The sequence below is a fragment of the Mycobacterium sp. NPDC049093 genome, assembly GCF_040704635.1.
In the GTDB taxonomy this organism is placed as follows: domain Bacteria; phylum Actinomycetota; class Actinomycetes; order Mycobacteriales; family Mycobacteriaceae; genus Mycobacterium.
Window position 1 is genome coordinate 235398 of the sequence record NZ_JBEZJS010000003.1, and the last position, 23562, is coordinate 258959.

A 23562-nucleotide genomic window follows, 5' to 3' on the forward strand; every position below is an offset into this window, starting at 1 on the left:
TCCTGGTCCCGGGACTGCACCGGCCCGAATTTTCAGTGTATCAGCGCAGGTGGGCTACTACTGAGCGCTTAACGTCGGGACCAGTGGGAAGCCTGGCAGGTTGCGCACCACCGTCCACAGCACAACCGCGACCACGATCGTCACCACGGCGGGCATCGGGAACAGCGCCTTGCCCAACCGCCATCGCACCAACATCCACACGATCAGAGCAGGCAGACCGACCAAGGCGAATACGTTGTCGACCACTGCCGCAGCCACGTCGCCGTGCAGCAGATCATGGGTCATCCGCAGCCCGCCACAGGCCGGACAGTTCAATCCGGTCAGAGCCTTGAACGGGCAGCCAGGAAACAGAAACCCGGGACGGTGTGGATCCGCCACACCGGTATAGGTCAACGCACCAGCCCCGAGCACTCCGGCCGTCAGCAGCGAATATCGTCCGGCCGTCGTGGAGGTGAGGCCGCTAGGTTCCATCGCGCAGTGGACGCCCGTACGGGTCGCGAACCTTGTCGGTGAAGATCAGGATTGCATCGACCAGTCCCCAGATGATGGCGCCGATGGTGCAGGTGGCCAACCCCACGATCAACTGGGCGATGCCCAATCCGGTTTGTCCCAGGTAGATCCGCCCGAGGCCGACAAAGCCGAACAGCCCGACCAATTGCAGCAGCCCGGCCACAACCTTCGACTTGTCGGAAAGCGGGTCACCGGTGACCGGATGACGGCCGAAGGGCGCGCTCGGATCCACGAACGCCGGCGGATAGGGCGGGTAGCCCGGTGGCGGTGGCGGATAACCCGCGGGTGGCGGAATGCCGGCCGACGACGGGATATCCGAGGAGCCTTCGGACTGCGACGGATCAGTCATACAGCCAGGATGCCAGAGCCCGATCCCTACCGGTTACGGCGGAACCAGCGACGCACCCGACCACCCTGCTTGGTCGTCTCGGAAGGCTCCGACGGCTCGACAGCAGCGGGTGATTCGGGGCCGGTTTCGCCCGACACGTCCTCATCGCCATCGTCCGTTTCGGCAGTCTCGTCTTCGTCGGTCGCGGGCTCGTCGGCTGCCTCCGCGGTGCCTTCTTCAGCCTCGCCCCCGGCGTCATCCGCCTGGTCGACCTCGTCGGCATCCACCGACGCCTCGGACTCACCGGTCTCAGTTGGAAGGGCGTCGTCGGCGTCTTCGTCGTCGGTGTCCGCCTCGACTACCGCTTCCTCGCCTTCGGCGTCCTCCGTGGTCTCGTCCGCAGCCGGCTCCTCGGCGGCTACCTCAGATTCGAGTTCCGGCTCGTCGTCTACGTCAGTGGACTCGTCGTCAGCGGGGACTTCGTCCGCAGCTTCTTCTTCGACCTCGGCTTCGGCTTCTTCAGCCTCGCCTTCGCCATCAGTGGGCTCATCGTCGCCAGCGACCTCGTCGGCCGTCTCGTCAGCAGCCGACTCCTCGGCGGCTACCCCAGATTCCAGTTCCGGCTCGCCTTCGACATCAATGGACTCATCGTCGCCAGCGGCCTCGGCGGCGGTCTCGTCAGCAGCCGACTCCTCGGCGGCTACCCCAGATTCGAGCTCCGGCTCGCCTTCGACATCGGTGGACTCATCGTCAGCGGGGACTTCATCAGCTTCTTCGACGTCGGACTCGGCTTCGGCTCCTTCAGCCTCGCCTTCGACATCAGTGGGCTCATCGTCGCCAGCAGCCTGGTCGGCCGTCTCGTCAGCAGCCGACTCCTCGACGGCTACCCCAGATTCGAGCTCCGGCTCGCCGTCTTCCTCATTGGACTCATCGGCGGCAGTGACCTCGTCCACAGACTCTTCTTCGACGTCCGGCTCGGCTACCGCATCCTGATCGGCGACCTGCTCCTCGGCAGCCTCGGCGACATCGTCCTCGGCCTCAGCACCAGTGGGCTCGTCATCAGCGACCTCGTCCGCAACTTCTTCCCCGGCCTCGGACTCGGCTTCAGCCTCACCGTCTTCCTCAGTGGACTCACCGGCGGCAGCGACCTCGGCGTCGGACTCTTCTTCGACGTCCGACTCAGCTTCTACGGCTCCAGCTTCTGCTTCGGCGTCTTCAGCCTCGCCCTCGAGATCCGCCTCGTCTTCGGCGTCTTCAACCTCGCCCTCGAGATCCGCCTCGTCCTCGAGCTGGTCGGCCTCATCCTCAGCTTCGGCTTCCGCCTCGTCTTCGAGTTCCTCGGACTCCTCGTCGCCGGCGTCCTCGTCAGGCTCGGCCGCGATCCCCTTCAGTTCGATGGCCGCGGCAGCTTCGGCGCCGTCGTCCTCACTGGCGCCGACCTCGTCCGGATGCATGTGGTCGGCATCTTCGTCGTCGTCCTGACCCGCCACAACTGCGGCCGCGACGACACCGGTACCCGCCGCGGCGGCGACCAGCTCCTTGCCGAGTTCGTCGACCGTGGTTTCGTCCTCGTCGTCATCGCGCTTACCCACCAGGGTCGCCGGGTCTTCCCGCCCCTTGGTCGCCAGCATGATGTAGACAACGGCGCCGATGAACACGAACGTCGAGGTGAAGGTGTTGACGCGGATACCGGCGAATTCGGTCGCCGGGTCGCTGCGCATCAATTCGACCAGGAAACGGCCCGCACAGTAACCGGCCACATACAGCGCGAACAGACGACCGTGACCGAGCTTGAATTTCCGGTCCGCCCAGATCAGTAGCGCGAAAACCAGTAGATTCCACAGCAATTCGTAGAGGAAGGTCGGATGTACGACCTTGATGACCTCGCCGGTGGACACGCCATTGAGATCGTCGGGCACGCCGGCCGCATTCAGCCGCTTGTAGATCTCCAGGCCCCACGGCAGCGTGGTGTCGCCGCCGAAGAGTTCTTGGTTGAAGTAGTTTCCGAGCCGCCCGATGGCCTGGGCCAAGATGATTCCGGGCGCGATCGCGTCCCCGAAGGCCGGCAGCGGTATCCCGTGCGCCCGGCAACCGATCCAGGCTCCGACACCGCCCAGCGCGACGGCGCCCCAGATTCCCAGACCGCCCTGCCAAACCTGGAATGCCGCACCGAGGCCCTTGCCGGTGGGCCCGAAATACGTGGGCCAGTCCGTCATGACGTGGTAGAGCCGGCCGCCGACAAGCCCGAACGGCACTGCCCACAAGGCGATGTCGTAGATGACGCCGGCTTGTCCGCCCCGCGCCTGCCAACGCCGGTCACCTATCACCAGCGCTGCGATGATGCCGACGATGATGCACAGCGCATACGCGCGTATCGGCACCGGGCCCAAATGCCAGACGCCCTGTGACGGGCTGGGCAAGTACGCGAGCACGGTAGTGGTCAAGCTGAAATCCTCTGCCTAACGCCGTTGGCCAGTTCTTCGGTGAGGCGCCGGACTGCGTCCAACCCCTCACTCAGGGCCGACACCAGTGCCGACCCGACGATGACGCCGTCGGCGTAGGCGCCGATCTCGGCCGCCTGCGCTCCCGAGCGCACACCCAACCCCACTCCGACGGGAATGTCGGAGACTTCCTTGACGCGGCGCACCAACTCCGGCGCCGCGTTCGAGACCACGTCGCGTGCGCCGGTGACACCCATGGTCGATGCGGCATAGACAAAGCCGCGTGAAGCGTTCACCGTCGCCGCGAGCCGCTCTGGCGTCGAGGACGGGGCGACCAGGAAGATCCGGTCCAAGTTGTGTTCCTCCGATGCCGCGATCCAATCGACGGCTTCCTCGGGGATCAGGTCCGGGGTGATCAACCCGTAGCCACCGGCAGAGGCCAGGTCGCGGGCAAACGTGTCAACGCCCTTGCGCAACACCGGGTTCCAGTACGTCATCACCACGGCGCGGCCGCCGGCGTTGCCGATCGCCTCGACCGCCGCGAGGGTGTCGCGCACCCGAACCCCGCCGGCCAGCGCCGCCTCGGTGGCGGCCGCGATCGTCGGCCCGTCCATTCCCGGATCCGAGTACGGCACGCCGACTTCCACGAGATCACAACCGGATTCGACCATCGCCGTCATCGCCGCGATCGACGTCTGAACGTCCGGGAACCCGGTCGGCAGGTACCCGATCAGCGCGGCACGACCCTCGGCGCGGCAGCCGTCGAACAACTCCGCCAGCCGGCTCATCCCGCGCTCCCCTCATCGAGCAGTCCGAACCACTTGGCCGCCGTCTCAACGTCCTTGTCGCCACGCCCGGACAAGTTCACCACGATGATCGCTCCGCTGCCCAGTTCAGGGCCCAACTCGAGCGCACCGGCCACCGCGTGCGCCGACTCGATCGCTGGGATGATGCCCTCGCGGCGGCACAGCAACGAGAACGCGTCCATCGCCTCGGTATCGGTGACGGGACGGTACTCGGCGCGGCCGATGTCTTTGAGGAATGCATGCTCGGGCCCGACGCCCGGGTAGTCCAAACCGGCCGAGATGGAGTGCGATTCGATCGTCTGACCGTCCTCGTCCTGCAACAGGTAGGAGAACGATCCCTGGAACGCACCAGGCGAGCCACCGGTGAAGGTCGCGGCGTGCCGACCCGTCTCGACACCGTCGCCCGCGGCCTCGAAACCGACCAACCGCACCGCGGGGTCGTCGATGAAGGCGTGGAACACACCGATGGCGTTCGAGCCGCCGCCGACGCACGCGGTGACCGCGTCGGGCAACCGGCCGGCCTGATCGAGGATCTGCGCCCTGGCCTCCATGCCGATGATGCGCTGGAAATCCCGCACCATCAGCGGGAACGGATGCGGGCCTGCCGCCGTCCCGAAGCAGTAATAGGTGTCGTCGGCGTTGGTGACCCAGTCCCGGAACGCCTCGTTGATCGCGTCCTTGAGCGTCTTGGACCCGGCCTCGACCGAGACGACGGTGGCGCCGAGCAAGCGCATCCGGGCGACGTTGAGCGCCTGGCGGGCAGTGTCCACCGCGCCCATGTAAATGATGCATTCCAGTCCGAGCAGGGCACATGCGGTGGCGGTGGCCACCCCGTGCTGCCCGGCTCCGGTCTCGGCGATAACGCGCGTCTTGCCCATCTGCCGCGCCAGCAGTGCCTGGCCCAGAACGTTGTTGATCTTGTGAGAACCGGTGTGGTTCAGGTCTTCTCGCTTGAGGAAGAGGCGTGCACCACCGGCATACTCGGACAGTCGGGTCGCCTCGTACAGCGGGGACGGCCGACCGCTGTAATGACGCTGCAACCGGTCGAGTTCGTCGAGAAAGGCTTGGTCGCCGCGCGACTTCTCGTAGGCCGCGGTGACCTCTTCGATCACCGCCATCAGCGCCTCGGGAACCAACCGACCGCCGTAGGAACCGAAATGTCCCAATGCGTCGGGATCGTGAACGGTGGGTTCGGCAACGCCAGCGCTGGTACGGGGCAACTCGGGCCCCGCGAGATCCGCCATCAAAGTGTCTTTTCGTACAAGCGGCTCATTGACTGGTTCAGCGAGCCGGTTTCGGGCAGGACGGGTGCGTACCGGCAGTGACCAGATCGGCGACCGCGCTGCGGGGATCCCCGCTGGTCACCAGACCTTCACCGACCAGCACGGCATCGGCACCCGCGCCGGCGTACGCCAGGAGGTCAGCGGTTCCACGGACCCCGGACTCCGCGACGCGGATGACATCGGAGGGCAGCCCCGGCGCGATCCGGGCGAAGCAGTCACGGTCGACTTCCAGCGTCTTGAGGTCGCGGGCGTTGACACCGATCAACTTGGCCCCGGCCTGCAACGCCCGGTCGGCCTCCTCTTCGGTGTGCACCTCGACGAGCGCGGTCATGCCGAGGGATTCCGTGCGCTCCAAAAGCGATTCCAACACCGACTGCTCCAGCGCCGCCACGATGAGCAGCAACAGATCGGCGCCGTGCGCCCGCGCCTCATGGATTTGGTACGGCTTGACGATGAAGTCCTTGCGCAGCACCGGAATTGACACTGCCGCCCGCACCGCGTCCAGATCGTCGAGTGAGCCGTTGAACCTGCGCTGCTCGGTGAGCACGCTGATCACCCGGGCACCGCCGGCCTCGTAGGCCTGCGCCAACTGCGCCGGATCGGCGATATTGGCCAACTCACCTCGGGACGGGCTCGCACGCTTCACCTCGGCGATCACGGCAATACCCGGTTCCCGCAAGGCGGCCATCACGTTCAGTGGCGCCGGTGCTTCCTGGGCCCGCGCCTTGATATCAGCCAAGCTGATAACGGCCTCGCGGGCGGCAACGTCGGCGCGGACTCCCTCGATAATGGAGTCGAGCACTGTGGCCGAACTCATCGCCCGTCGGTTCCTTTCTGGTGCCTCCGGGCCGGTCCCGGTTGCCCTCCCTGGAAGGGTAGCCGTCGCCACACCTTCACCATTCACCGGCCCTTACTGTCCGGATCACTGCCGCCATCACTGCCGTCACCGGTCGGATCGTGACCTTCGTCCAGCGCGTCCCACAACATTCGCTCCGACATCGGCTCATCACCGCCGTCGCCCCTGGCTGCCTCCCGCCGCGCCGCCGGTGCCGCGTAGCGGGTCGCAGTGCCACGCCTCGCGCTGTTGGCCGACCGCATCAGCAGCACCGCGCCGACCAGTGCACACCCCGCTGCCACCAGGGTGAGCACCGCGCCCCCGTAGGACCGACTGGTTCCGCCCCCGGCTGCGGTCAACTGGGAGACGGGAACGACTGCCAGGTCAGCGGCCCGCTGCGCCACATCCTTGATCACCCACAGGCTGATCCCCAGGTACCCCATGCCGGCGCTGGCGGCGGCGATCAGCAGGGCCAGCAGCCGCAGCGCCCAGCCGTGCACGGCCAGCGCCGCTACCGCGGCCGCCAGCACCAGCAACGCCAGCGGGATCAACGCCGTCGACCAGGATGCGCCCGTCAACGCCGTGGTCTTGGGCTGCCCGAGCCCGTCGAACGATGTCACCGAGACCCAGGTCATCCGCGAGGCGACCCACAGCAGCACCGCCGCGACGACCAACAGCGCCTGCGCCACCCGTGTCACGGCTCGGCCAGTGTGTCGGCGGCGGCGATGGCGTTGAGCACGGCTTTGGCCTTGTTCGCAGACTCGTTGTACTCGTAAGGGCCGTTGGAATCGGCCACGACTCCCCCGCCGGCCTGCACGTAGGCCGTGCCGTCACGCATCAGTGCGGTGCGGATGGCGATCGCGAAGTCGGCGTTGCCCGCGAAGTCCAGGTAACCCAGCACGCCGCCGTACAGGCCGCGCCGGGTCATCTCGACCTCCTCGATCAACTCCATGGCCCGGACCTTGGGTGCCCCCGACAGGGTGCCGGCCGGGAAGCAGGCCGTCACCGCGTCGAGCGCGACCTTGCCCTCCGCCAACTCCCCGGTCACCGTGGACACCAGGTGCATCACGTGGCTGTAGCGCTCGATGTGGCTGTAGTCCTCGACCCGCACGGTGCCCGGGCGGCACACCCGCCCCAGGTCGTTACGGCCGAGGTCGACCAGCATCAGGTGCTCGGCACGTTCCTTCTCGTCGGACAGCAGCTCCTTCTCGAGCAGCACGTCTTCTTCCTCTGTGTTGCCGCGCCACCGCGTTCCCGCGATCGGATGGGTGGTGGCCCGGCCGTCCTTCACCGTGACCAGCGCCTCGGGACTGGAGCCGACGACCGAAAAGTCCAGTCCGCCATCGGCATCGGGGACATTGAGCAGGTACATGTACGGGCTCGGATTCGTCACCCGCAGCATCCGGTAGACGTCGATCGGGTCGGCGGCGGTATCCATTTCGAACCGTTGCGACGGCACCACCTGGAAGGCTTCGCCGGCCTCGATGTCGCCGACGAGCTTCTCGACGATCGCGGTGTACTCCTCCACCGTGCGCTGTGCGCGATGATCGGGTGCGGGGCGACTGAACGTCGCCACCGAGGAAGACAGCGGCTGGCCCAGTGCAGCGGTCATGACGTCCAGGCGTCGCACCGCATCGTCGTAGGCCTCGTCGACGCGCTCGTCGGTGCCGTTCCAGTTCACCGCGTTGGCGATCAGGGTGATGGTGCCCTCGTGGTGATCGACGGCGGCGATGTCGGTCGCCAGCAGCAGCACCATGTCCGGCAGGCCCAGATCGTCCACGGTGAGCTCGGGCAGCCGTTCCAGCCGGCGCACCATGTCGTAGGCGAAGTAACCCACGAGCCCCGAGGACAGCGGCGGCAGATCCGGCACGGCCTCGGTCTGCAGCAGATCCAGGGTGGCCCGCAACGCCGCCAGCGGCTCGCCACCGCTGGGCGCGTCCTTGGGGGCCGTGCCCAGCCACACCGCCTGGTCGTCGCGGACCGTCAGGGCCGAGGGGGCACCGGCGCCGATGAACGACCAACGCGACCACGAGCGACCGTTCTCGGCCGATTCCAGCAGGAACGTTCCGGGACGGTTGGCGGCGAGCTTGCGGTACGCCGACAACGGCGTCTCGCTGTCGGCCAGCACCTTGCGGGTCACCGGGACCACGCGGTGCTCGGCGGCCAGTGCCCGGAAATCCTCGCGCGATGTGGTGCGGGTGAGGCTGTCGGGGGTGGTTTGCACAGACCAATCCTCCCAGATCGACCGAGCAGGACCGGCATGCAGACGGCGTAGCGTGAGCGACCATGACACAGATCAGGACCGGTGACACCGTTCCCGACTTCGAGCTCCCCGACCAGACCGGCACGATTCGCAGCCTGACGAGCCTGCTCGCCGACGGCCCCGTGGTGCTGTTCTTCTACCCGGCGGCGATGACGCCGGGGTGCACCAAGGAGGCCTGTCACTTCCGGGATCTGGCCGGCGAGTTCGCCGCCGCCGGGGCGAACCGGGTCGGCATCAGCACTGACCCCGTCGCCAAGCAGGCCAAGTTCGCCGACATCCAGAGTTTCGACTATCCGTTGCTCTCGGATGCCGACGGCAAGGTGGCGGCCCAGTTCGGGGTGAAGCGTGGCCTGCTCGGCAAGCTCATGCCGGTCAAGCGGACCACGTTCGTCATCGATACCGACCGCACCGTGCTCGCGGTGATTGCCAGCGAGATCAGCATGGACTCCCACGCCGACAAGGCACTGGAAGTGCTCAAGGCGCGTTGACCGCCCGCAGCACCGCCGCCATCGACGCTGCGAGCACCGAATCGCTGCGCCCGCACGCCCATCCGGTGCGACTGGGCGACCGGTACTCCAGGTAGCTGACGGCGGTGCTGCCGATCGACTGTTGGGTCAGGCTCAACACCTCGACCGGATGGCCGATCTCGGCGAGCGCGGCCCGCAGTGCATCCACCGGGCCGATGCCGCGATGGCTGCTGGTGACCGTGCCGCCGTCGGACACCAACGTCAGGTCGGTGACCGCGGCCGCGCCGTCGCCGCCGGTGTGCCAGTCCTTGAGTTGCACCGGCCCGGTCGGCTCCAGATAGGTCGCCTCGAACAGGTCGAACAGTTCGGCGGCAGTCACCTCCGCGCCGCTTTCGTCGGTGTGGGCCTGGACGTGACGGGCGAAGTCGATCTGCAGCCGACGAGGCAGCTCCAGCCCGTAATCCGTGGCCAGCAGATAGGCGATGCCACCCTTGCCGGACTGGGAGTTCACCCTGATCACCGCGTCATAGGTGCGGCCGATGTCGGCCGGATCGATCGGCAGATACGGTACCCGCCAATCGATTTCGTTTTCCGGCTGTCCGGTGTCCGCGGCCCGCCGGCGATGTTCGGCGAAGCCCTTCTTGATCGCATCCTGGTGAGTCCCGGAGAACGCGGTGTGCACCATGTCCCCGACATAGGGATGGCGTTCGTGGATCGGCATGCGGGTGCAGTGGCTGACCGTGCGCGCGATCTCGTCGATGTCGGAGAAGTCGATCATCGGATCCACACCCTGGGCATGCAGATTCAGCGCCAGGGTGGCGATGTCGACGTTGCCGGTGCGTTCGCCGTTGCCGAAGACGCAGCCCTCCACCCGCTGCGCACCGGCCAGCACCGCGAGCTCGGCGCAGGCGATGCCGGTTCCCCGGTCGTTGTGCGGATGCACCGAGAGGATGACGCTGTCGCGGCGGGTCAGGTTGCGATGCATGTACTCGATCTGGTCGGCATAGACGTTCGGGGTGGCGATCTCGACGGTGGCCGGCAGGTTCAGGATGACCGGGCGTCCCGGGGTGGCGTGCCACAGTTCGGTGACCGCGTCGCACAACTCCAGTACGTAGTCGGGCTCGGTGAGGTTGAACACCTCCGGGGAGAACTCGAACCGCACGTTCGGAATATCGTCGGTGAACTCGAGGACGTCACGCGCACCGGCATAGATGAGCTGGCTCAGCTCGCCTCTGGCCTTGCCCAGCACGACATCGCGCCAGGTCGGAGCGGTCGCGGTGTACATGTGGATGACGACGTCGTTGCTGATGCCGCGCACCGAGTCCACGGTTCGTTGGATCAGGTCGCGGCGCGCCGGGACGAACACGACGATGGTGACATCCGGCGGGGCGATGTCGGACTCGGCCAGCAGTCGGACGAAGTCGAAATCGGTCTGCGAGGCGGACGGATACCCGACCTCGATCTCCTTGTAGCCCATGGCCACCAGCAGCTCGAAGAAGCGGCGCTTGCGGGCCGGGTCCATCGGCTCGGCCAGCGCCTGATTGCCGTCACGCAGATCCACCGGCACCCACAGGGGCGCGCGTTCGATCCGGGCGGTGGGCCAATCACGTTGAGCCAGTGGAACTTCGACACGGTCATAGACACTGGCGTAACGGTGCGACGGCATTTGCGAGTGCCGCTGCCGATTCCAGGCCGGTGCAGTGGCCGGGATCTCGCCGGCCGGGGTGTTGATGGTGGGAAATACGAAAGTGGTCATGAGGGTGCCTTCGGTCGGATTGGAGTTCGACCGGCGCGACACAGCCCCACGGCAGGGGGCCGGTCGATTCAGGCCCCGCCGCGGCGGCTAAGGAGGAGGGCGCGCGTCATGATGGGTAGACTATACACAACTCCTCAGACAAGTAGACAGGTTTCGATGACGTCCCAAGTTCAGCGTCACCCGCTGGCGGCCCAGACCGCCCAGCTTCTGCTGACGCGCATCCGCCAGGGCGAATGGCCACTCGGACATCGGCTTCCGGGCGAGACGACCCTGGCCGCACAGCTCGGCGTAGGCCGCTCCACCCTGCGCGAAGCCATCCGCGAACTGTCCGGCAAGGGCGTGTTGGAGAGCCGCCAGGGTGCCGGCGTATTCGTCACGGCACTCGACGCCGCCGAAGACTGGGATACCGTGCTGCGCCGGGCCACCATCGTCTCGGTCATCGAGGCACGCATCGCCATCGAGGCCGAAGCCGCCGCGCTCGCCGCGGCCCGGCGTACCCCAGCCGATCTGCGCGCGATCCGTCGCACCCTGGCTGCCCGCGGGGTCACCGGACAGTCGGTACCCGACCACGTCGACGCGGACATGGCGTTTCACCGCACGGTGATCGCCGCGTCCCACAACGAGGTGCTGATCCAGTTGTTCGATGCCTTCCTGCCGCGGCTGCGGCTGGCGATGATCGACATGCTCAAGATCCGGCCGATCGCGTCCGAACCCTGCGATCACGATCTGCATCAGCAGTTGGCCGACGCGATCGTCGCCCGAGATCCCGAGGCCGCTGCGGCGGCCAGCAGAACCCATTTGAGCTCATTGAAGGAGTCTTTCGCATGACCCCGGTCCTCGACATCGCCGATGTGACGTTCCGCCGCGACGGCAAGCAGATCATCGACGGCATCTCCCTGACGGTGCAATCCGGTGAGCACTGGGCGCTACTGGGCCCCAATGGCGCCGGCAAGAGCACGCTGCTGGGTTTCTGTGCCGCCGTGACCTTTCCGACCTCAGGCACCGTGCACGTGCTCGGCGGCCAGATGGGCCGCACCGACCTGGCCGTGCTGCGCCGCTCCATCGGCCACGTGAATCCCCGGCATCGGCTGCAATACCCGTTGACCGTGCGCGAGGTGGTGCTCACCGGCATCACCGCCACGATCGACATCGCCGCGCACTGGACGCCGACCGCAGAGCAGGCCCGCCGGGCCGAGGAACTGATCGACACCGTGGGGCTGTCGGCGCGGGCCGACGCGATCTGGCCCACGCTGTCCCAGGGCGAGCGCGGCCGCACCTTGATCGCACGGGCATTGATCGCCGATCCACAGCTGCTCCTGCTCGACGAACCCACTACCGGTCTGGACGTCGCGGCCCGCGAGCAGTTACTGGAAGCCCTTGACACCCTGGATGACTCGCACCCGGACATGGCCTCGATCCTGGTCACCCACCACCTCGAGGAGCTGCCCACCAGTACCACGCACGCGCTGTTGATCGCCCACGGCCGTACGGTGGCCAGCGGCGCGGCCCGCGACGTCGTCAACACCGAACACGTCAGCGAAGCTTTCGAGCACCCCGTGGTGGTGGGGTATCAGGACGGCCGGTGGAGTGCGCGGGCCAAGGCCAGCTCGCGGGTGCTGTAGGGCTGCTCAGGCGTCGGCCGGCGTATTGCGACGCCGGCGGGCCTCACGATGCCGGGTCACCGGTGTGGTGTCGATGACGCGGTTGACCATGGTCGCCAGAAAGCGCGAAGGTTGGAGCTCGGGCGGCACCGCGTCATGCCGGATCGCGATGTCGGGCAGTGCCGCCAGCGCCTCGTCGACGGCTGCCGTGGCGACGTCGACGATCTCGAACAACGCATCCGGCTCGGCTTTTTCGATGCTGTCGACTTCCTCGTCCGCGGACTCGGCCACCTCAGAGTCGTAGTCGATCATCACCAGTGCCACCGCGTGGTAGGCGTCGTCCTCGGTGCCGAGCTTGCCCAGCAGATCGATGAGCCACTCGGCCTTGTCCGGCTCGGTGCTCAGGATCGTCGACCGCAGGCCGTAGACGAATCCGAGCGCCGAAAGCGGGTGGCGCAGGCGCAGATTCTTGGCGTCGCCGTAACTTTCCTCGACCCGGTTTGCGGCATTCTTGCCGAAGCTGGAATCCATACGTTTGGTACTGATCAGCAACTCCGGACCGGTATCCCAGTCCGACATCACCACGTCGACCTGTTTCATGTAGTGCTTGCCCAGCACGCTGGCACTCGACGCGGCAACGCCTTTCATCGACCGCTTGAGCCGTTGCTCGATGAGGTGGCGTTCCTTCTGCGGCAGCGCCTCAAGCAGATTGGAGATAGCGCTGGGCATGATCCGCGGATCCGTCGCTCGGGGCCACACCGCATCCGGATCGAATCCGGCGCGGCGCAGCTCGTAGGCCAGCCACACATCCAGTGCCAGCGCCGGAACGCCGGTGGTGGACGGCGCGTCCAGGAACAGCGGGACACCGAGAAGCTTGCGCAGCACCCGGAAATCGGGAACGAAGGTCAGTGCGCCCGCGCTGCGCACCCACGGATTGGTGTGCACACCGCCGGGTGCGGCGTCGGCCACGATGCGATCGAAGATGGCCCACGCCGTGGCCTTGGTCGACGGTTCAGCGGGCACGCCGAGACCTTACCGTCCGACGGGTCGCCAATGAATCGCGCGCCGTCCGAACAGGTTCCAAGACGATCTGGGCCGGCAACCCCAATGCGTCGTCGACGGTGCGCGTCGCGTCGAGCAAACGGCCGCGCTCCAGCAGCGATCCGACGCGCCGTCTGATGGCTCGCAACTCATCGGCGCGGCCGGCCACCAGATCGGGTGAGGGCACGAGCCAACGGTCGGCCTCACGGGGTTCGATCTTGAGGATGCCGCCGCCGTAGGAACGGCCGACGATTTCGGCATGCAGCACCGTCACCGAGTTCAACGCGGCCAACCCGAGCAGGTCGCGCCCCAACGTGCGCAGCCCGTCGCGCAGATACACACCGTGCACCGAGTTGAGATGATGCGCCTTGGCCCGGTTGCTGACCAGCCGCGGGGTGTCGGCGTTCATACAGGTCAACAGCAGGTCGGCCGGGTTCACGAGCGGCACCAGATACCAAGGCTGACGCACCCGGCATTTGTAGGCCAGATGCACGCCTGCCGCATGCCCGGCATCGATGTAGCGCTGCGCGGCGGCCGATGGCTGCCCGGCCGGCCGAAACAGGTGGATGGACCGGCCGTCCTCCCCCAGCTTGGCCAGTTGCTCGGCGGTCAGCGTCAGGCCGCGCAGATGCGCACTGCCCGGCGGGGACAACGGCAACAGGTCGCTACCGCGCAGACCGAGTTCACGTACGCGGCCCGGGGACAGCGCGAAGAAGCCGTTGTTGCCGGTCACCATGCCCAGCGTCGTGTCACCCCAGGTTTCCAGCATGGAGAAGTGACCCGCGTCGTGCAGACCGTGAAGCGCGTCGACCGGTGCGTTGCCGATCAGTCCACTGACCCATTTGTCGGCCGGATCGCGCGGTGACCAACGACGTTGTGCCAGTTCAGATGTCAAGGAACTGGCGTTGCGAGCCCGGTGGATGACGGCGTGGCTGGTCGGGCCGCCGCCATAGCCGTCGGCCAGCAGCAGCACCACATCGGCTTCGGCCTCGGGAAACACCTGCTCGTCGAACATCACCAACTCGACGCTGGCGAACCGGTCGAACAGAAACTTCCGCACCGCCGCCGCATAGTTGACACTCAGCAGCTCCGCGGGCAGCACCAGGGCCAGGCGTCCTCCCGGCTGCAGGAACAACGCAGCGTGCACGGTGAACGCGGCCCAGCTCGAGGCCAGTCCCGACAACGTCACCCCGGCCTTGAGCGCGGCCCGGCGCGACTGCGCCCGGGTGGCACCCCGGAAATCCTGGTAGCGGATGTAGGGCGGATTGCCGATCACCGCGGTGTACTCAGCACGCGGCTCGACATCGAAGAAGTCAGATGTCTTTATGCGGGCCCGTCCCCCGGCCTCGCTGACGCGGCGGCGCGCGGTGGTGGCGCTGCTCCGGTGAATCTCGATGCCGTCGAGTTCGGGATGCTCGACATCGAGCTGCTGGAGCCGGCGAGTAGCGGCCACCAGGAACGCGGCGTCTCCGGCCGAGGGCTCCAGGACGCGCTCATCGGCGGAACGCACGGCCCATTGGGCGAGGTAATCGGTGATCTGAGCCGGTGTGAAGAACGCACCGCGCGCTTTGCGGGCTTCGGCAGAATCGCCGTGGGCCGGCCCAGCGCTGTCAGTCACCCCGTTATTGTGCGATACCGCACCGACAAGCCGATGACCGCAACGCCCGCTCAGAGTTTGAAGTTGGTGTAGACGACCCGGTGCCCGAGAAATCTGCTGACCTCGGCGATGAACTCGGGCGCCAACGGATTCCAATTCCAGACTTCCATGGTCAGCAGGCCGAATCCCCAGGTCGGCTCCCAGTCCCACCCGTTGACGTCGTTGGCCGCACCACAGGACGGGCACGGCATCGCACCGACACCACCATCCGCCCAATCACCGATGGCAGCGAATGCCGCCTGCCAATTCTGACCATCCGGTGCCGGCAACTCCCGGTGCCCGCAGGGCCGGCAAGTCAATACTTCAGGCTCATAGCTGTAAGACACCACCCGGCCGACGCCGATGGCAGCTCCGTTCGTCCAGAGCACCGGTGCCGGTTCGGTGCCGCCGATGGCGTGGCCATACTTCGGTCCGGGTGGGTGACCGAGTGGCGTCCCGAGTACGCAGTCGGTTTGCTCGGCACTGATCACCCCGGTGTCGATGAGCCACCGGGTCAGGCGGGCACCCAACTCGGGTGCGTCCTCGGCGGACACCTCGACATCAACCAGTGACTGCGACCAATCTCCCATCGCTCCACGGTAATGCCGCGGCAGTCAGTCCACGGGCGGCAAAAGCACGTCCGCATCGAAGCACGTGTGCGCCCCGGTGTGGCAGGCGGCGCCGATCTGGTCGACCTCCAGCAACACCGTGTCGCCGTCGCAGTCCAGGCGAACCGAGTGCACGTACTGGGTGTGACCGGAAGTCAGGCCCTTGACCCACTGCTCGCCGCGGGACCGCGAAAAATACGTGGCCTCACGGGTTTCCAGTGTGCGGGCCAGTGCGTCGTCGTCCATCCAGGCGACCATCAGCACCTGGCCGGTGGAACGCTCCTGCGCCACGGCGCTGAACAGCCCGTCGGCGTTGCGCTTGAGGCGCTTGGCGATGTCGGGATCGAGAGGCATTACCGCACCACGATTCCTTCGGCCGCCATCGCAGCCTTCACCTGACCGATGGTCATCTCGCCGAAATGGAACACACTGGCAGCCAGCACCGCATCCGCACCGGCCTGCACGGCGGGAGCGAAATCAGCGACCGCACCGGCACCACCACTGGCGATCACCGGGACGCCCACTGCCGCGCGCACGGCACGCAGCATCGGCAGGTCGAACCCGGCCTTGGTTCCGTCGCGGTCCATCGAGTTGAGCAGGATCTCCCCGACGCCGAGTTCGGCACCGCGGGCGGCCCATTCGATGGCATCGATGCCGGTGCCGCGGCGCCCGCCGTGAGTGGTCACCTCCCACCCCGAGGGGGTGGGCTGGTCACCGGCGGGCACGGTGCGCGCGTCGACGCTGAGCACGATGCACTGCGAACCGAACTGGCGGGCCATCTCGGCCAGCAGTTCGGGCCGGGCGATCGCGGCGGTGTTGACCGACACCTTGTCGGCGCCGGCACGCAGCAGCACGTCGACGTCCTCGACCGCACGCACACCGCCACCGACGGTCAGCGGGATGAACACCTGCTCGGCGGTGCGCTTGACCACCTCGAGCATGGTGGACCGGCCCGACGAGGACGCGGTCACATCGAGGAAGGTCAGTTCATCGGCGCCCTCGGCGTCGTAAACGGCCGCGAGTTCCACGGGATCGCCCGCATCGCGCAGGTTTTCGAAGTTGACACCCTTGACCACCCGGCCGGCGTCGACGTCGAGGCACGGGATCACCCTCGTCGCGACGTCACTGATCGTGCTCACAGGTAGTCCTCCGGATTGCCAGCAGATTTGACGAGTTCCAGCATGCGTTCGTGCACGCCGGGTGCGGCGGCCAGCGCCGACTTCGACTCGGCCGTCCACGGATCGCCGGCCAGGTCGGTCACGATGCCGCCGGCGGCCCGGACCAGCGCCACACCGGCCGCATGGTCCCAGATGTGGTGCCCGAAACTGATGGCCCCGCCCAGGATCCCGGCCGCGACGTAGGCCAGGTCCACCCCGGTGGCGCCGTGCATCCGCACCCGCGAGCACACCCGGCTGAGGTTGGACAGCACCTCGACGCGGTAGCGGCCGGGGAACCGGCCGCGAGAGTCGATGTTGAAGGTCTGGATCCCGACGATCGAATCGGTCAACGTCGGCGACCCCAGCGGCGGCAGCGCGGTTCCGTTGTCCCGCACCGGTCCCCCGGCCAGCGCCGAATACCGCTGTCCGGTGAACGGCAGCCAGGTCAGGCCGGCCACCGGCTCGCCATCGGCCAACAGTCCGAGCAGGATGGCCGCCATCGGCGACCCTGCCGCGTAGTTGAACGTGCCGTCGATCGGGTCGAGCACCCACACCAGCGGTGAATCGATGGGCTCACCACCGAATTCCTCACCGTGGACCCCGATACCGGTGGCCTCGGTCAGTGCCCGCACCACCTGCCGCTCGATCGCCAGATCGACCTCGGTGGCAAAGTCGTTGCCCTGCTTGGTGACAGCCGAATCCGCGCGGTGCCCGGCGATGAACGGCACGGACGCCGCGTCGAGAATCTCGGCGGCCGCAGCAACCAGTGCGGTCAGCTTCGACGAATCCAGCTCACCCACCTCGCTTATCCGCTGACCGCGGCCAGTGCCTGCGGCAGAGTGAATCGTTCGGCGTAGAGCGCCTTCCCGACGATCGCGCCCTCGACACCGTGGCCGGTCAGGGTGGCGATTGCCCGGAGGTCTTCCAGGCTGGACACCCCGCCCGAGGCGATCACCGGGGCGTCGGTGCGGTCGGCCACCGCGGCCAACAGTTCCAGGTTGGGCCCGGTCAGGGTGCCATCCTTGGTGACGTCGGTGACGACGTAGCGCGAGCACCCTTCGCGGTCAAGGCGATCCAAGACCTCCCACAGGTCGCCACCATCGGTTTCCCAGCCGCGGCCACGCAACCGCCAGCTGTCGTTCTCGAACTGGACGTCCAGCCCGACCGCGACCCGGTCGCCGTACTCCGCGATGGCCCGGCGGCACCACTCGGGGCTTTCCAGCGCCGCGGTGCCGATGTTGACCCGTGCACAACCGGTGTCCATGGCCGCTTTGAGCGAGTCGTCATCGCGAATCCCGCCGGACAGTTCGACTTTCACGTCGAGCTTGCCGACCAGATCGGCCAGCAGTTCGCGGTTGCTGCCGCGCCCGAAGGCGGCGTCCAGGTCCACCAGGTGGATCCACTCGGCGCCGTCGCGCTGCCAGGCCTCCGCAGCTTCCAGTGCCGAGCCGTAATCGGTCTCACTGCCGGCCTTGCCCTGCACCAGACGCACCGCCTTGCCGTCCACCACATCGACAGCCGGCAACAGAATCAAACTCACAGTCCCTCAACCCAATTCGCGAGAAGCGTCGCACCGGCGTCGCCGCTCTTCTCCGGATGAAATTGCGTAGCCGACAACGCGCCGTCTTCGACGGCGGCGATGAACGGCACGTGATGCGTCGCCCAGGTGACGCGTGCGTCCGGATTACCAGACCACTCCTGAGCGGCGTACGAATGCACGAAATAGAAGCGCGTGGCGGCGTCGAGTCCCTTGAACAGGGTGCTGCCGGCCGCAGCATCGACGACATTCCAGCCCATGTGCGGGATCACCGGCGCGTCCAGTCGGGTCACCGAGCCTGGCCACTGCCCGCACCCGGTGGACTCCACGCCGAACTCCACGCCGCGGGCGAACAGGATCTGCATGCCGACGCAGACCCCCAGCACCGGACGACCGTGCTGCAGGCGGTCGGCGATGATCTTCTCGCCGCCGATCGCCCGGAGTCCGGTCATGCAGGCCTCGAAGGCACCGACACCGGGCACCACCAGACCGTCGGCTGCCGCGGCAGCGCCCGGATCGGCCGTGACTTCCACGTCCGCGCCGACCCGCTCCAGCGCACGCTGAGCCGAGCGGAGATTGCCCGATCCGTAGTCGAGAACGATGACTTTCTTGGTCACAGAGTGCCTTTGGTCGACGGAACGCCGGTCACCCGGGCGTCGTACTCGACGGCCTGGCGCAACGCGCGGGCCACGGCCTTGTACTGCGCCTCGGTGATGTGGTGCGGGTCGCGACCGTAGAGCGTGCGCACATGCAACGCGATGCGGGCGTTGAACGCCAGTGATTCGAACACGTGCCGGTTGATCACGGTGTGGTACGGCGCCTGCGATCCGGCGATGGTGAATTCCACCATGAACTCCGGTTCGCCGGTGTGCACGAAGTACGGCCGGCCGGACACGTCGACCGCGGCGTGCGCGAGGGACTCGTCCATCGGGATGAACGCGTCACCGAACCGCCGGATGCCCTTCTTGTCACCGAGCGCCTGGCCGAGTGCCTGGCCCAGCACGATCGCGGTGTCCTCGATCGTGTGGTGCCCCTCGATCTCGATGTCGCCCTTGGCGTGCACGGTGAGATCGAAGCTGGCGTGGGTGCCCAGTGCGGTCAGCATGTGGTCGAAGAAGGGCACACCGGTGTCGATGTCGACGACACCGGTGCCGTCGAGATCGATCTCGACGGTGATGTCGGATTCCCTGGTCTTGCGTTCGACTTTCGCGCGACGGGTCACGATGCTCCTACCGGGCTGTTGGCGGGCTGAAGTTCGGTGGCAGCCAGATCGGCGCTGGCGGCCAGGAATGCGTCGTTTTCCTCGGCCAGACCGATCGTGGTGCGCAGGAAGCCAGGGATACCGACATCGCGGATCAGAATTCCCTTGTCCAGGTAGCGCTGCCACGTCGCCGGCGCATCGGTGAAATCGCCGAACAACACGAAGTTCGCGTCGCTGGGGATCACGCGGTACCCGAGGCGGGTCAGTTCGGCGCTCACCCGGTCACGTTCGGCGGCCAGGGTCGCGACGCTGGCCAGGGTGTCATCGGCATGACGCAGTGCTGCGCACGCGGCCGCCTGGGTGAGGACCGACAGGTGATACGGCAGACGCACGAGCAGCAACGCGTCGATCACGGCGGGTGCGGCGGCCAGGTAGCCGAGCCGTCCGCCGGCGAACGCGAACGCCTTGCTCATCGTGCGGGTGACGATCAGCTTGGCCGGGAACTCGTCGATCAGTGTGACCGCACTGGGCTGCGAGGAGAACTCACCGTAGGCCTCGTCGACGATCAAGATCCCACCCGGCATCGCTTGCAGCAGCCGGCGCAGGTCCTCGATCGAGACGCTCTGGCCCGACGGGTTGTTGGGGCTCGCCACGAACACCACGTCGGGTGTGCGCTCCTCGACCGCGGCCACCGCCACATCGATGTCGAGCCCGAAATCCGCGGCGCGGGCCGCCTGCAGCCACTCGGTCTGGGTGCCATCGGAGATGATCGGGTGCATCGAGTAGGACGGCACGAAACCGATTGCGGTGCGCCCCGGTCCACCGAACGCCTGCAGAAGCTGCTGCAGGATCTCGTTGGAACCGTTCGCCGCCCACAGGTTGTCGACGGTGAGCGGCACGCCGGTGGCCGCCGTGAGATAGGCGGCCAGATCGGTGCGCAACTGAACCGAATCCCGGTCGGGATAACGGTGGAGCTCGGCCGCGGCGTCGCGGACCGATGCGGCGACGTCGTCGATGAGGGCCTGGGTCGGCGGGTGCGGGTTCTCGTTGGTATTGAGCCGCACCGGAACCACCAATTGCGGTGCCCCGTAGGGCGATTTCCCGCGCAGGTTTTCGCGCAGCGGCAGATCGGCCAGCGTCACATCCTGTGCGCTCACCGTTCGAACCTCCGTCGGACCGCCTCGCCGTGCGAGGGCAGGTTTTCTGCCTTGGACAGCGTGATCACATGGCCAGACACATCTTTGAGTGCGGCCTCGTCGTACTCGACGACGTGGATGCCGCGCAGGAACGTCTGCACGGACAGTCCGCTGGAGTGTCGGGCGCAGCCCGCGGTCGGCAGCACGTGGTTGGAGCCGGCGCAGTAGTCACCGAGGCTGACCGGAGACCAGGCGCCCACGAAAATGGCTCCGGCAGAACGAATCCGGCCAGCCACCGCAGGCGCGTCTTCGGTCTGGATCTCCAGGTGCTCGGCGGCGTAGGCGTTCACCACCCGCACGCCGGCATCGATATCGTCGACGAGCACGATCGCCGACTGCTTGCCGGAGAGCGCGGCCTTGACGCGCTCGACGTGCACGGTGGTCTCCAACTGGCGGGCGAGCTCGCGGTCGGTGGCCGCGGCCAGCGCCTCGCTGTCGGTGACCAGCACACTGGCCGCCATCTCGTCGTGCTCGGCCTGGCTGATCAGGTCGGCGGCGACGTGCACCGGATCGGCCGTGTCGTCGGCCAGGATGGCAATCTCGGTCGGTCCGGCCTCGGCATCGATGCCGACCTGCGAGCGGCAGATCCGCTTGGCCGCGGTCACGTAGATGTTGCCGGGGCCGGTGATCATGTCGACGGGGGCCAACTCCGTGCCATCGGTGTCGATGCCGCCGTAGGCCAGCAGCGCTACGGCCTGTGCGCCGCCGACAGCCCACACCTCTTCGACGCCGAGCAGCGCCGCAGCGGCCAGGATGGTCGGGTGCGGCAGCCCGTCGAATTCGGCCTGCGGTGGGCTGGCGATCACCAGCGAATCAACACCGGCGGTCTGCGCGGGCACCACGTTCATCACGACACTCGACGGGTACACCGCGTTGCCGCCGGGGACGTACAGTCCGACGCGCTCGACCGGGACCCAACGTTCGGTGACGGTGGCACCAGGCGCCAGCGTGGTGGTGGTGTCGGTGCGGCGCTGATCGGCGTGCACCATGCGGGCCCGGTCGATCGCGACCTGCAGTGCGGCGCGAACATCGGGGTCGAGGTCGGCAAGGGCCGCAGCGAGTCGGTCCGCGGGCACCCGCACGGTGTCGGGACGGATGCCGTCGAAGGTATGACCGTAGTCCAGCGCGGCCTTCGCGCCGTGCTCGGCGACGGCCTCCACGATCGGGCGGACCTTGGGCACAATTGCGTCCACATCGACTCCGCCGCGGGGCAGCGCGGATCGCAACTGCGCGGCATTCAGCGCACGGTTACGCAGGTCGATACGGGACATCTGAAACTCGGCCATCAGTTCAATTGTCCCTGATCAGTCCAGTTGATAAAAATCCGTCGCCGGCTGCCGCCGGCACAACCCGCCGTAGGGTGGTCCCAGACTGCCGAATGGAGCCCTAGATGTCCGCAAAAGACCATCCGAACAACGCCCCTGGCGTACCGATGCTTGTGCCGCCCGCGCTGGAGCGGTTCCAGATCAAATACATCAACCCACTGGTCAAACCGTTTTCCAAGCGCTTGCCGGGCTTCACCGTGATCAAGCATCGGGGCCGTACCTCCGGTACGCCGTACGAGACGATCGTGACCAGCTACCGCAATGGCAACGTTTTCGCGGTGACGCTCCTGCACGGCAAGACCAACTGGGTGAAGAACGTGATCGCCGCCGGTGGGGCCGACGTGCACCTGTTCCGCGGCGACATCAAGATCACGAACCCGCGCGTCCTGCCGGCGGGTACCGACGATCCCACCCTCCCCCGGATCCCCCGCAACGCGGCCCGCCGGATGGGCGTCTTCGTCGCAGATATCGTTTGACACGGTCGCCAGACTGCACATATGACCTGGCAGATCTGGCTCGCGTTTCTCGGCGCGTCGATCGCCATCAGCTTGTCCCCCGGTGCTGGGGCGATCCAGTCGATGGCGACCGGCCTGACCCATGGCGTACGTCGTGGGTCATGGAGCGTGCTCGGACTCCAGCTCGGGCTGCTCGCGCAGCTGGTGTTGGTGGCCGTCGGCCTGGGCGCCCTCGTCGCCAAGTCGATGCTGGCCTTCCACATCGTCAAGTGGATCGGTGTGGCATATCTGATCTGGCTGGCGATCCAGCAATGGCGTAGCGCCTCGCAGGATCTACGCGACCGGATGGGCGGTGCGGGCGAGCGGGGCCGGCTGGCCCTGGTGACGCGCGGATTCCTGGTGAACACGACCAACCCGAAGGGCTTGGTGTTCCTGGTCGCGGTGCTGCCGCAGTTCGTGGTGCCGACCGCACCGTTGCTCCCGCAGTACCTGGCGATCGGGGCGACGATGGTCGTCGTCGACGTGGTCGTGATGAGTCTCTACACCGGCCTGGCGGCGCGGTTGCTCAATTGGCTGCAGACACCGCGTCAGCAGACGATGCTCGGCCGGGTGTTCTCCGGGCTGTTCGCGACGGCCGCCGTGGTGCTCTCGTTGGTCCGCCGCGGCGCGACCGCCTAGCCACCCGTCGTAGCCTCCAGCGCTTCCTTGATGATCGGTGCTGCCGTTTCCATCGCAGTCTGCAGCGGACTGGCGACTTCGGATGGCAGCACATCGCGAGACCAGACGAAGCGGCAATGGTTCGGCCCGTCGGCCACCACCTGCATCACGGCATTGTCATGCTCAGGCCGCACCGCGTCTCCGATGAGCGAGTAGGCGATTCGGCGCGCGTCGTCGTCGCGGCTGACCAGGCGTTCGCGGGCGACGAAACCATCAGCGAACGTCACGATGCGAACGTCGCCGTCGGCCTCGGAAGAAGTGACGAAGCCGGGGGCCATCCGCACCGGACCATCGGCCCAGTCGCCTATCACCTGCCACACGTGTGCACCGTCGGCGTCAACTTCGAACTCGATCTGGATGAAGGCCATGGCATCAGTCTGGCCGGACACTGACCTGGTG

General features: G+C 67.2%; 26 protein-coding genes. 5 read left to right on the forward strand and 21 right to left on the reverse strand.

Annotated features, from left to right (window positions below):
* Positions 1–57: 57 nt before the first annotated feature.
* The 8 genes from AB0876_RS11575 to AB0876_RS11610 all read right to left on the reverse strand — a co-directional run bounded on the left by AB0876_RS11575 (position 58) and on the right by AB0876_RS11610 (position 8427).
* On the reverse strand, positions 58–471 hold the full coding sequence (locus tag AB0876_RS11575) for a DUF2752 domain-containing protein (RefSeq protein ID WP_491839175.1): 414 nt from the start codon (positions 469–471) through the stop codon (positions 58–60).
* A complete protein-coding gene (locus AB0876_RS11580) occupies positions 461–859 on the reverse strand; it encodes a TM2 domain-containing protein (protein ID WP_491839174.1) in 399 nt (132 codons plus the stop codon). Before AB0876_RS11580 ends, AB0876_RS11575 begins: the two co-directional genes overlap by 11 nt.
* A 26-nt stretch (positions 860–885) precedes the next feature.
* A complete protein-coding gene (lgt, locus tag AB0876_RS11585) occupies positions 886–3282 on the reverse strand; it encodes a prolipoprotein diacylglyceryl transferase (protein WP_526042032.1) in 2397 nt (798 codons plus the stop codon).
* On the reverse strand, positions 3279–4067 hold the full coding sequence (trpA, locus tag AB0876_RS11590; RefSeq protein WP_526042033.1) for a tryptophan synthase subunit alpha: 789 nt from the start codon (positions 4065–4067) through the stop codon (positions 3279–3281). Before trpA ends, lgt begins: the two co-directional genes overlap by 4 nt.
* Positions 4064–5329 (reverse strand): tryptophan synthase subunit beta, encoded by a 1266-nt coding sequence (gene trpB / locus AB0876_RS11595; protein ID WP_526042034.1) that lies wholly within the window; start codon positions 5327–5329, stop codon positions 4064–4066. Before trpB ends, trpA begins: the two co-directional genes overlap by 4 nt.
* A gap of 37 nt (positions 5330–5366) precedes the next feature.
* Entirely contained in the window at positions 5367–6185 is an 819-nt protein-coding gene (gene trpC, locus AB0876_RS11600; protein ID WP_055113911.1) for an indole-3-glycerol phosphate synthase TrpC, read from the reverse strand.
* Positions 6186–6268: 83 nt separating this feature from the next.
* Entirely contained in the window at positions 6269–6901 is a 633-nt protein-coding gene (locus AB0876_RS11605; RefSeq protein ID WP_526042035.1) for a TIGR02234 family membrane protein, read from the reverse strand.
* Positions 6898–8427 (reverse strand): anthranilate synthase component I, encoded by a 1530-nt coding sequence (locus AB0876_RS11610; protein ID WP_526042036.1) that lies wholly within the window; start codon positions 8425–8427, stop codon positions 6898–6900. Before AB0876_RS11610 ends, AB0876_RS11605 begins: the two co-directional genes overlap by 4 nt.
* Positions 8428–8498: 71 nt before the next feature.
* Here AB0876_RS11610 and AB0876_RS11615 point away from each other — a divergent pair, with 71 nt between their 5' ends.
* Positions 8499–8954, forward strand: a complete 456-nt coding sequence (locus AB0876_RS11615) for a peroxiredoxin (RefSeq protein ID WP_526042336.1) — start codon at positions 8499–8501, stop codon at positions 8952–8954.
* Here AB0876_RS11615 and AB0876_RS11620 read toward each other — a convergent pair.
* On the reverse strand, positions 8941–10689 hold the full coding sequence (locus AB0876_RS11620) for a 2-isopropylmalate synthase (RefSeq protein ID WP_526042037.1): 1749 nt from the start codon (positions 10687–10689) through the stop codon (positions 8941–8943). The genes AB0876_RS11615 and AB0876_RS11620 overlap by 14 nt on opposite strands.
* 156 nt (positions 10690–10845) lie before the next feature.
* Here AB0876_RS11620 and AB0876_RS11625 point away from each other — a divergent pair, with 156 nt between their 5' ends.
* Together AB0876_RS11625 and AB0876_RS11630 are read left to right on the forward strand one after the other, a co-directional pair.
* Positions 10846–11517 (forward strand): FadR/GntR family transcriptional regulator, encoded by a 672-nt coding sequence (locus AB0876_RS11625; protein ID WP_491839168.1) that lies wholly within the window; start codon positions 10846–10848, stop codon positions 11515–11517.
* On the forward strand, positions 11514–12311 hold the full coding sequence (locus AB0876_RS11630) for an ABC transporter ATP-binding protein (protein WP_526042038.1): 798 nt from the start codon (positions 11514–11516) through the stop codon (positions 12309–12311). The genes AB0876_RS11625 and AB0876_RS11630 overlap by 4 nt, the downstream gene beginning before the upstream one ends.
* A 6-nt stretch (positions 12312–12317) precedes the next feature.
* Here AB0876_RS11630 and AB0876_RS11635 read toward each other — a convergent pair whose 3' ends face one another.
* From AB0876_RS11635 to hisD, 11 genes are read right to left on the reverse strand one after another with little or no spacing between them, the layout of a single operon-like run.
* Entirely contained in the window at positions 12318–13313 is a 996-nt protein-coding gene (locus tag AB0876_RS11635; RefSeq protein WP_491839166.1) for a hypothetical protein, read from the reverse strand.
* Positions 13303–14949 (reverse strand): N-6 DNA methylase, encoded by a 1647-nt coding sequence (locus tag AB0876_RS11640; RefSeq protein WP_491839165.1) that lies wholly within the window; start codon positions 14947–14949, stop codon positions 13303–13305. The genes AB0876_RS11635 and AB0876_RS11640 overlap by 11 nt, the downstream gene beginning before the upstream one ends.
* A 50-nt stretch (positions 14950–14999) precedes the next feature.
* Entirely contained in the window at positions 15000–15557 is a 558-nt protein-coding gene (locus tag AB0876_RS11645; protein ID WP_526042039.1) for a hypothetical protein, read from the reverse strand.
* 24 nt (positions 15558–15581) lie between these two features.
* Complete coding sequence (gene hisI, locus AB0876_RS11650; RefSeq protein ID WP_526042040.1) at positions 15582–15929, reverse strand: phosphoribosyl-AMP cyclohydrolase; 348 nt, start codon at positions 15927–15929, stop codon at positions 15582–15584.
* Positions 15929–16714, reverse strand: a complete 786-nt coding sequence (hisF, locus tag AB0876_RS11655; RefSeq protein ID WP_064887215.1) for an imidazole glycerol phosphate synthase subunit HisF — start codon at positions 16712–16714, stop codon at positions 15929–15931. The genes hisI and hisF overlap by 1 nt, the downstream gene beginning before the upstream one ends.
* The gene (locus AB0876_RS11660) at positions 16711–17541 is read right to left on the reverse strand and encodes an inositol monophosphatase family protein (protein WP_526042337.1); all 831 of its coding nucleotides are present in this window, start codon (positions 17539–17541) and stop codon (positions 16711–16713) included. The genes hisF and AB0876_RS11660 overlap by 4 nt, the downstream gene beginning before the upstream one ends.
* Positions 17538–18272, reverse strand: coding sequence for a bifunctional 1-(5-phosphoribosyl)-5-((5-phosphoribosylamino)methylideneamino)imidazole-4-carboxamide isomerase/phosphoribosylanthranilate isomerase PriA (priA, locus tag AB0876_RS11665; RefSeq protein WP_491839162.1), 735 nt, complete (start codon positions 18270–18272; stop codon positions 17538–17540). Before priA ends, AB0876_RS11660 begins: the two co-directional genes overlap by 4 nt.
* Positions 18269–18886, reverse strand: coding sequence for an imidazole glycerol phosphate synthase subunit HisH (gene hisH, locus AB0876_RS11670; protein ID WP_526042041.1), 618 nt, complete (start codon positions 18884–18886; stop codon positions 18269–18271). The genes priA and hisH overlap by 4 nt, the downstream gene beginning before the upstream one ends.
* Positions 18883–19491: an imidazoleglycerol-phosphate dehydratase HisB gene (gene hisB / locus AB0876_RS11675; protein WP_491839160.1), complete on the reverse strand. Its 609-nt coding sequence runs from the start codon at positions 19489–19491 to the stop codon at positions 18883–18885. Before hisB ends, hisH begins: the two co-directional genes overlap by 4 nt.
* Positions 19488–20627 carry a histidinol-phosphate transaminase gene (locus tag AB0876_RS11680; protein ID WP_491839159.1) on the reverse strand — a complete coding sequence of 380 codons (1140 nt, stop codon included), beginning with the start codon at positions 20625–20627 and terminating at the stop codon, positions 19488–19490. Before AB0876_RS11680 ends, hisB begins: the two co-directional genes overlap by 4 nt.
* The gene (gene hisD / locus AB0876_RS11685) at positions 20624–21952 is read right to left on the reverse strand and encodes a histidinol dehydrogenase (RefSeq protein WP_491839158.1); all 1329 of its coding nucleotides are present in this window, start codon (positions 21950–21952) and stop codon (positions 20624–20626) included. The genes AB0876_RS11680 and hisD overlap by 4 nt, the downstream gene beginning before the upstream one ends.
* A gap of 104 nt (positions 21953–22056) precedes the next feature.
* Between hisD and AB0876_RS11690 the strand changes: the two genes are divergently transcribed.
* Positions 22057–22467: a nitroreductase family deazaflavin-dependent oxidoreductase gene (locus AB0876_RS11690; protein ID WP_491839157.1), complete on the forward strand. Its 411-nt coding sequence runs from the start codon at positions 22057–22059 to the stop codon at positions 22465–22467.
* Positions 22468–22488: 21 nt separating this feature from the next.
* On the forward strand, positions 22489–23124 hold the full coding sequence (rhtB, locus tag AB0876_RS11695; RefSeq protein ID WP_491839156.1) for a homoserine/homoserine lactone efflux protein: 636 nt from the start codon (positions 22489–22491) through the stop codon (positions 23122–23124).
* On the opposite strand, the gene AB0876_RS11700 is transcribed toward rhtB, so the two are convergent.
* The gene (locus tag AB0876_RS11700) at positions 23121–23531 is read right to left on the reverse strand and encodes an SRPBCC family protein (RefSeq protein WP_526042042.1); all 411 of its coding nucleotides are present in this window, start codon (positions 23529–23531) and stop codon (positions 23121–23123) included. The two genes, rhtB and AB0876_RS11700, sit on opposite strands and share 4 nt — an antisense overlap.
* Between the last annotated feature and the right edge of the window lie 31 nt (positions 23532–23562).

Coding starts and splice junctions, on each gene's coding strand:
- trpB (WP_526042034.1), bottom strand. CDS start 5,329: ATGGCGGATCTCGCGGGGCCCGAGTTGCCCCGTACCAGCGCTGGCGTT.
- trpC (WP_055113911.1), bottom strand. CDS start 6,185: ATGAGTTCGGCCACAGTGCTCGACTCCATTATCGAGGGAGTCCGCGCC.
- AB0876_RS11625 (WP_491839168.1), top strand. CDS start 10,846: ATGACGTCCCAAGTTCAGCGTCACCCGCTGGCGGCCCAGACCGCCCAG.
- AB0876_RS11630 (WP_526042038.1), top strand. CDS start 11,514: ATGACCCCGGTCCTCGACATCGCCGATGTGACGTTCCGCCGCGACGGC.
- hisI (WP_526042040.1), bottom strand. CDS start 15,929: ATGCCTCTCGATCCCGACATCGCCAAGCGCCTCAAGCGCAACGCCGAC.
- trpA (WP_526042033.1), bottom strand. CDS start 4,067: ATGAGCCGGCTGGCGGAGTTGTTCGACGGCTGCCGCGCCGAGGGTCGT.
- AB0876_RS11580 (WP_491839174.1), bottom strand. CDS start 859: ATGACTGATCCGTCGCAGTCCGAAGGCTCCTCGGATATCCCGTCGTCG.
- rhtB (WP_491839156.1), top strand. CDS start 22,489: ATGACCTGGCAGATCTGGCTCGCGTTTCTCGGCGCGTCGATCGCCATC.
- AB0876_RS11620 (WP_526042037.1), bottom strand. CDS start 10,689: ATGACCACTTTCGTATTTCCCACCATCAACACCCCGGCCGGCGAGATC.
- AB0876_RS11575 (WP_491839175.1), bottom strand. CDS start 471: ATGGAACCTAGCGGCCTCACCTCCACGACGGCCGGACGATATTCGCTG.
- AB0876_RS11700 (WP_526042042.1), bottom strand. CDS start 23,531: ATGGCCTTCATCCAGATCGAGTTCGAAGTTGACGCCGACGGTGCACAC.
- AB0876_RS11645 (WP_526042039.1), bottom strand. CDS start 15,557: ATGGGAGATTGGTCGCAGTCACTGGTTGATGTCGAGGTGTCCGCCGAG.
- hisD (WP_491839158.1), bottom strand. CDS start 21,952: ATGGCCGAGTTTCAGATGTCCCGTATCGACCTGCGTAACCGTGCGCTG.
- AB0876_RS11690 (WP_491839157.1), top strand. CDS start 22,057: ATGTCCGCAAAAGACCATCCGAACAACGCCCCTGGCGTACCGATGCTT.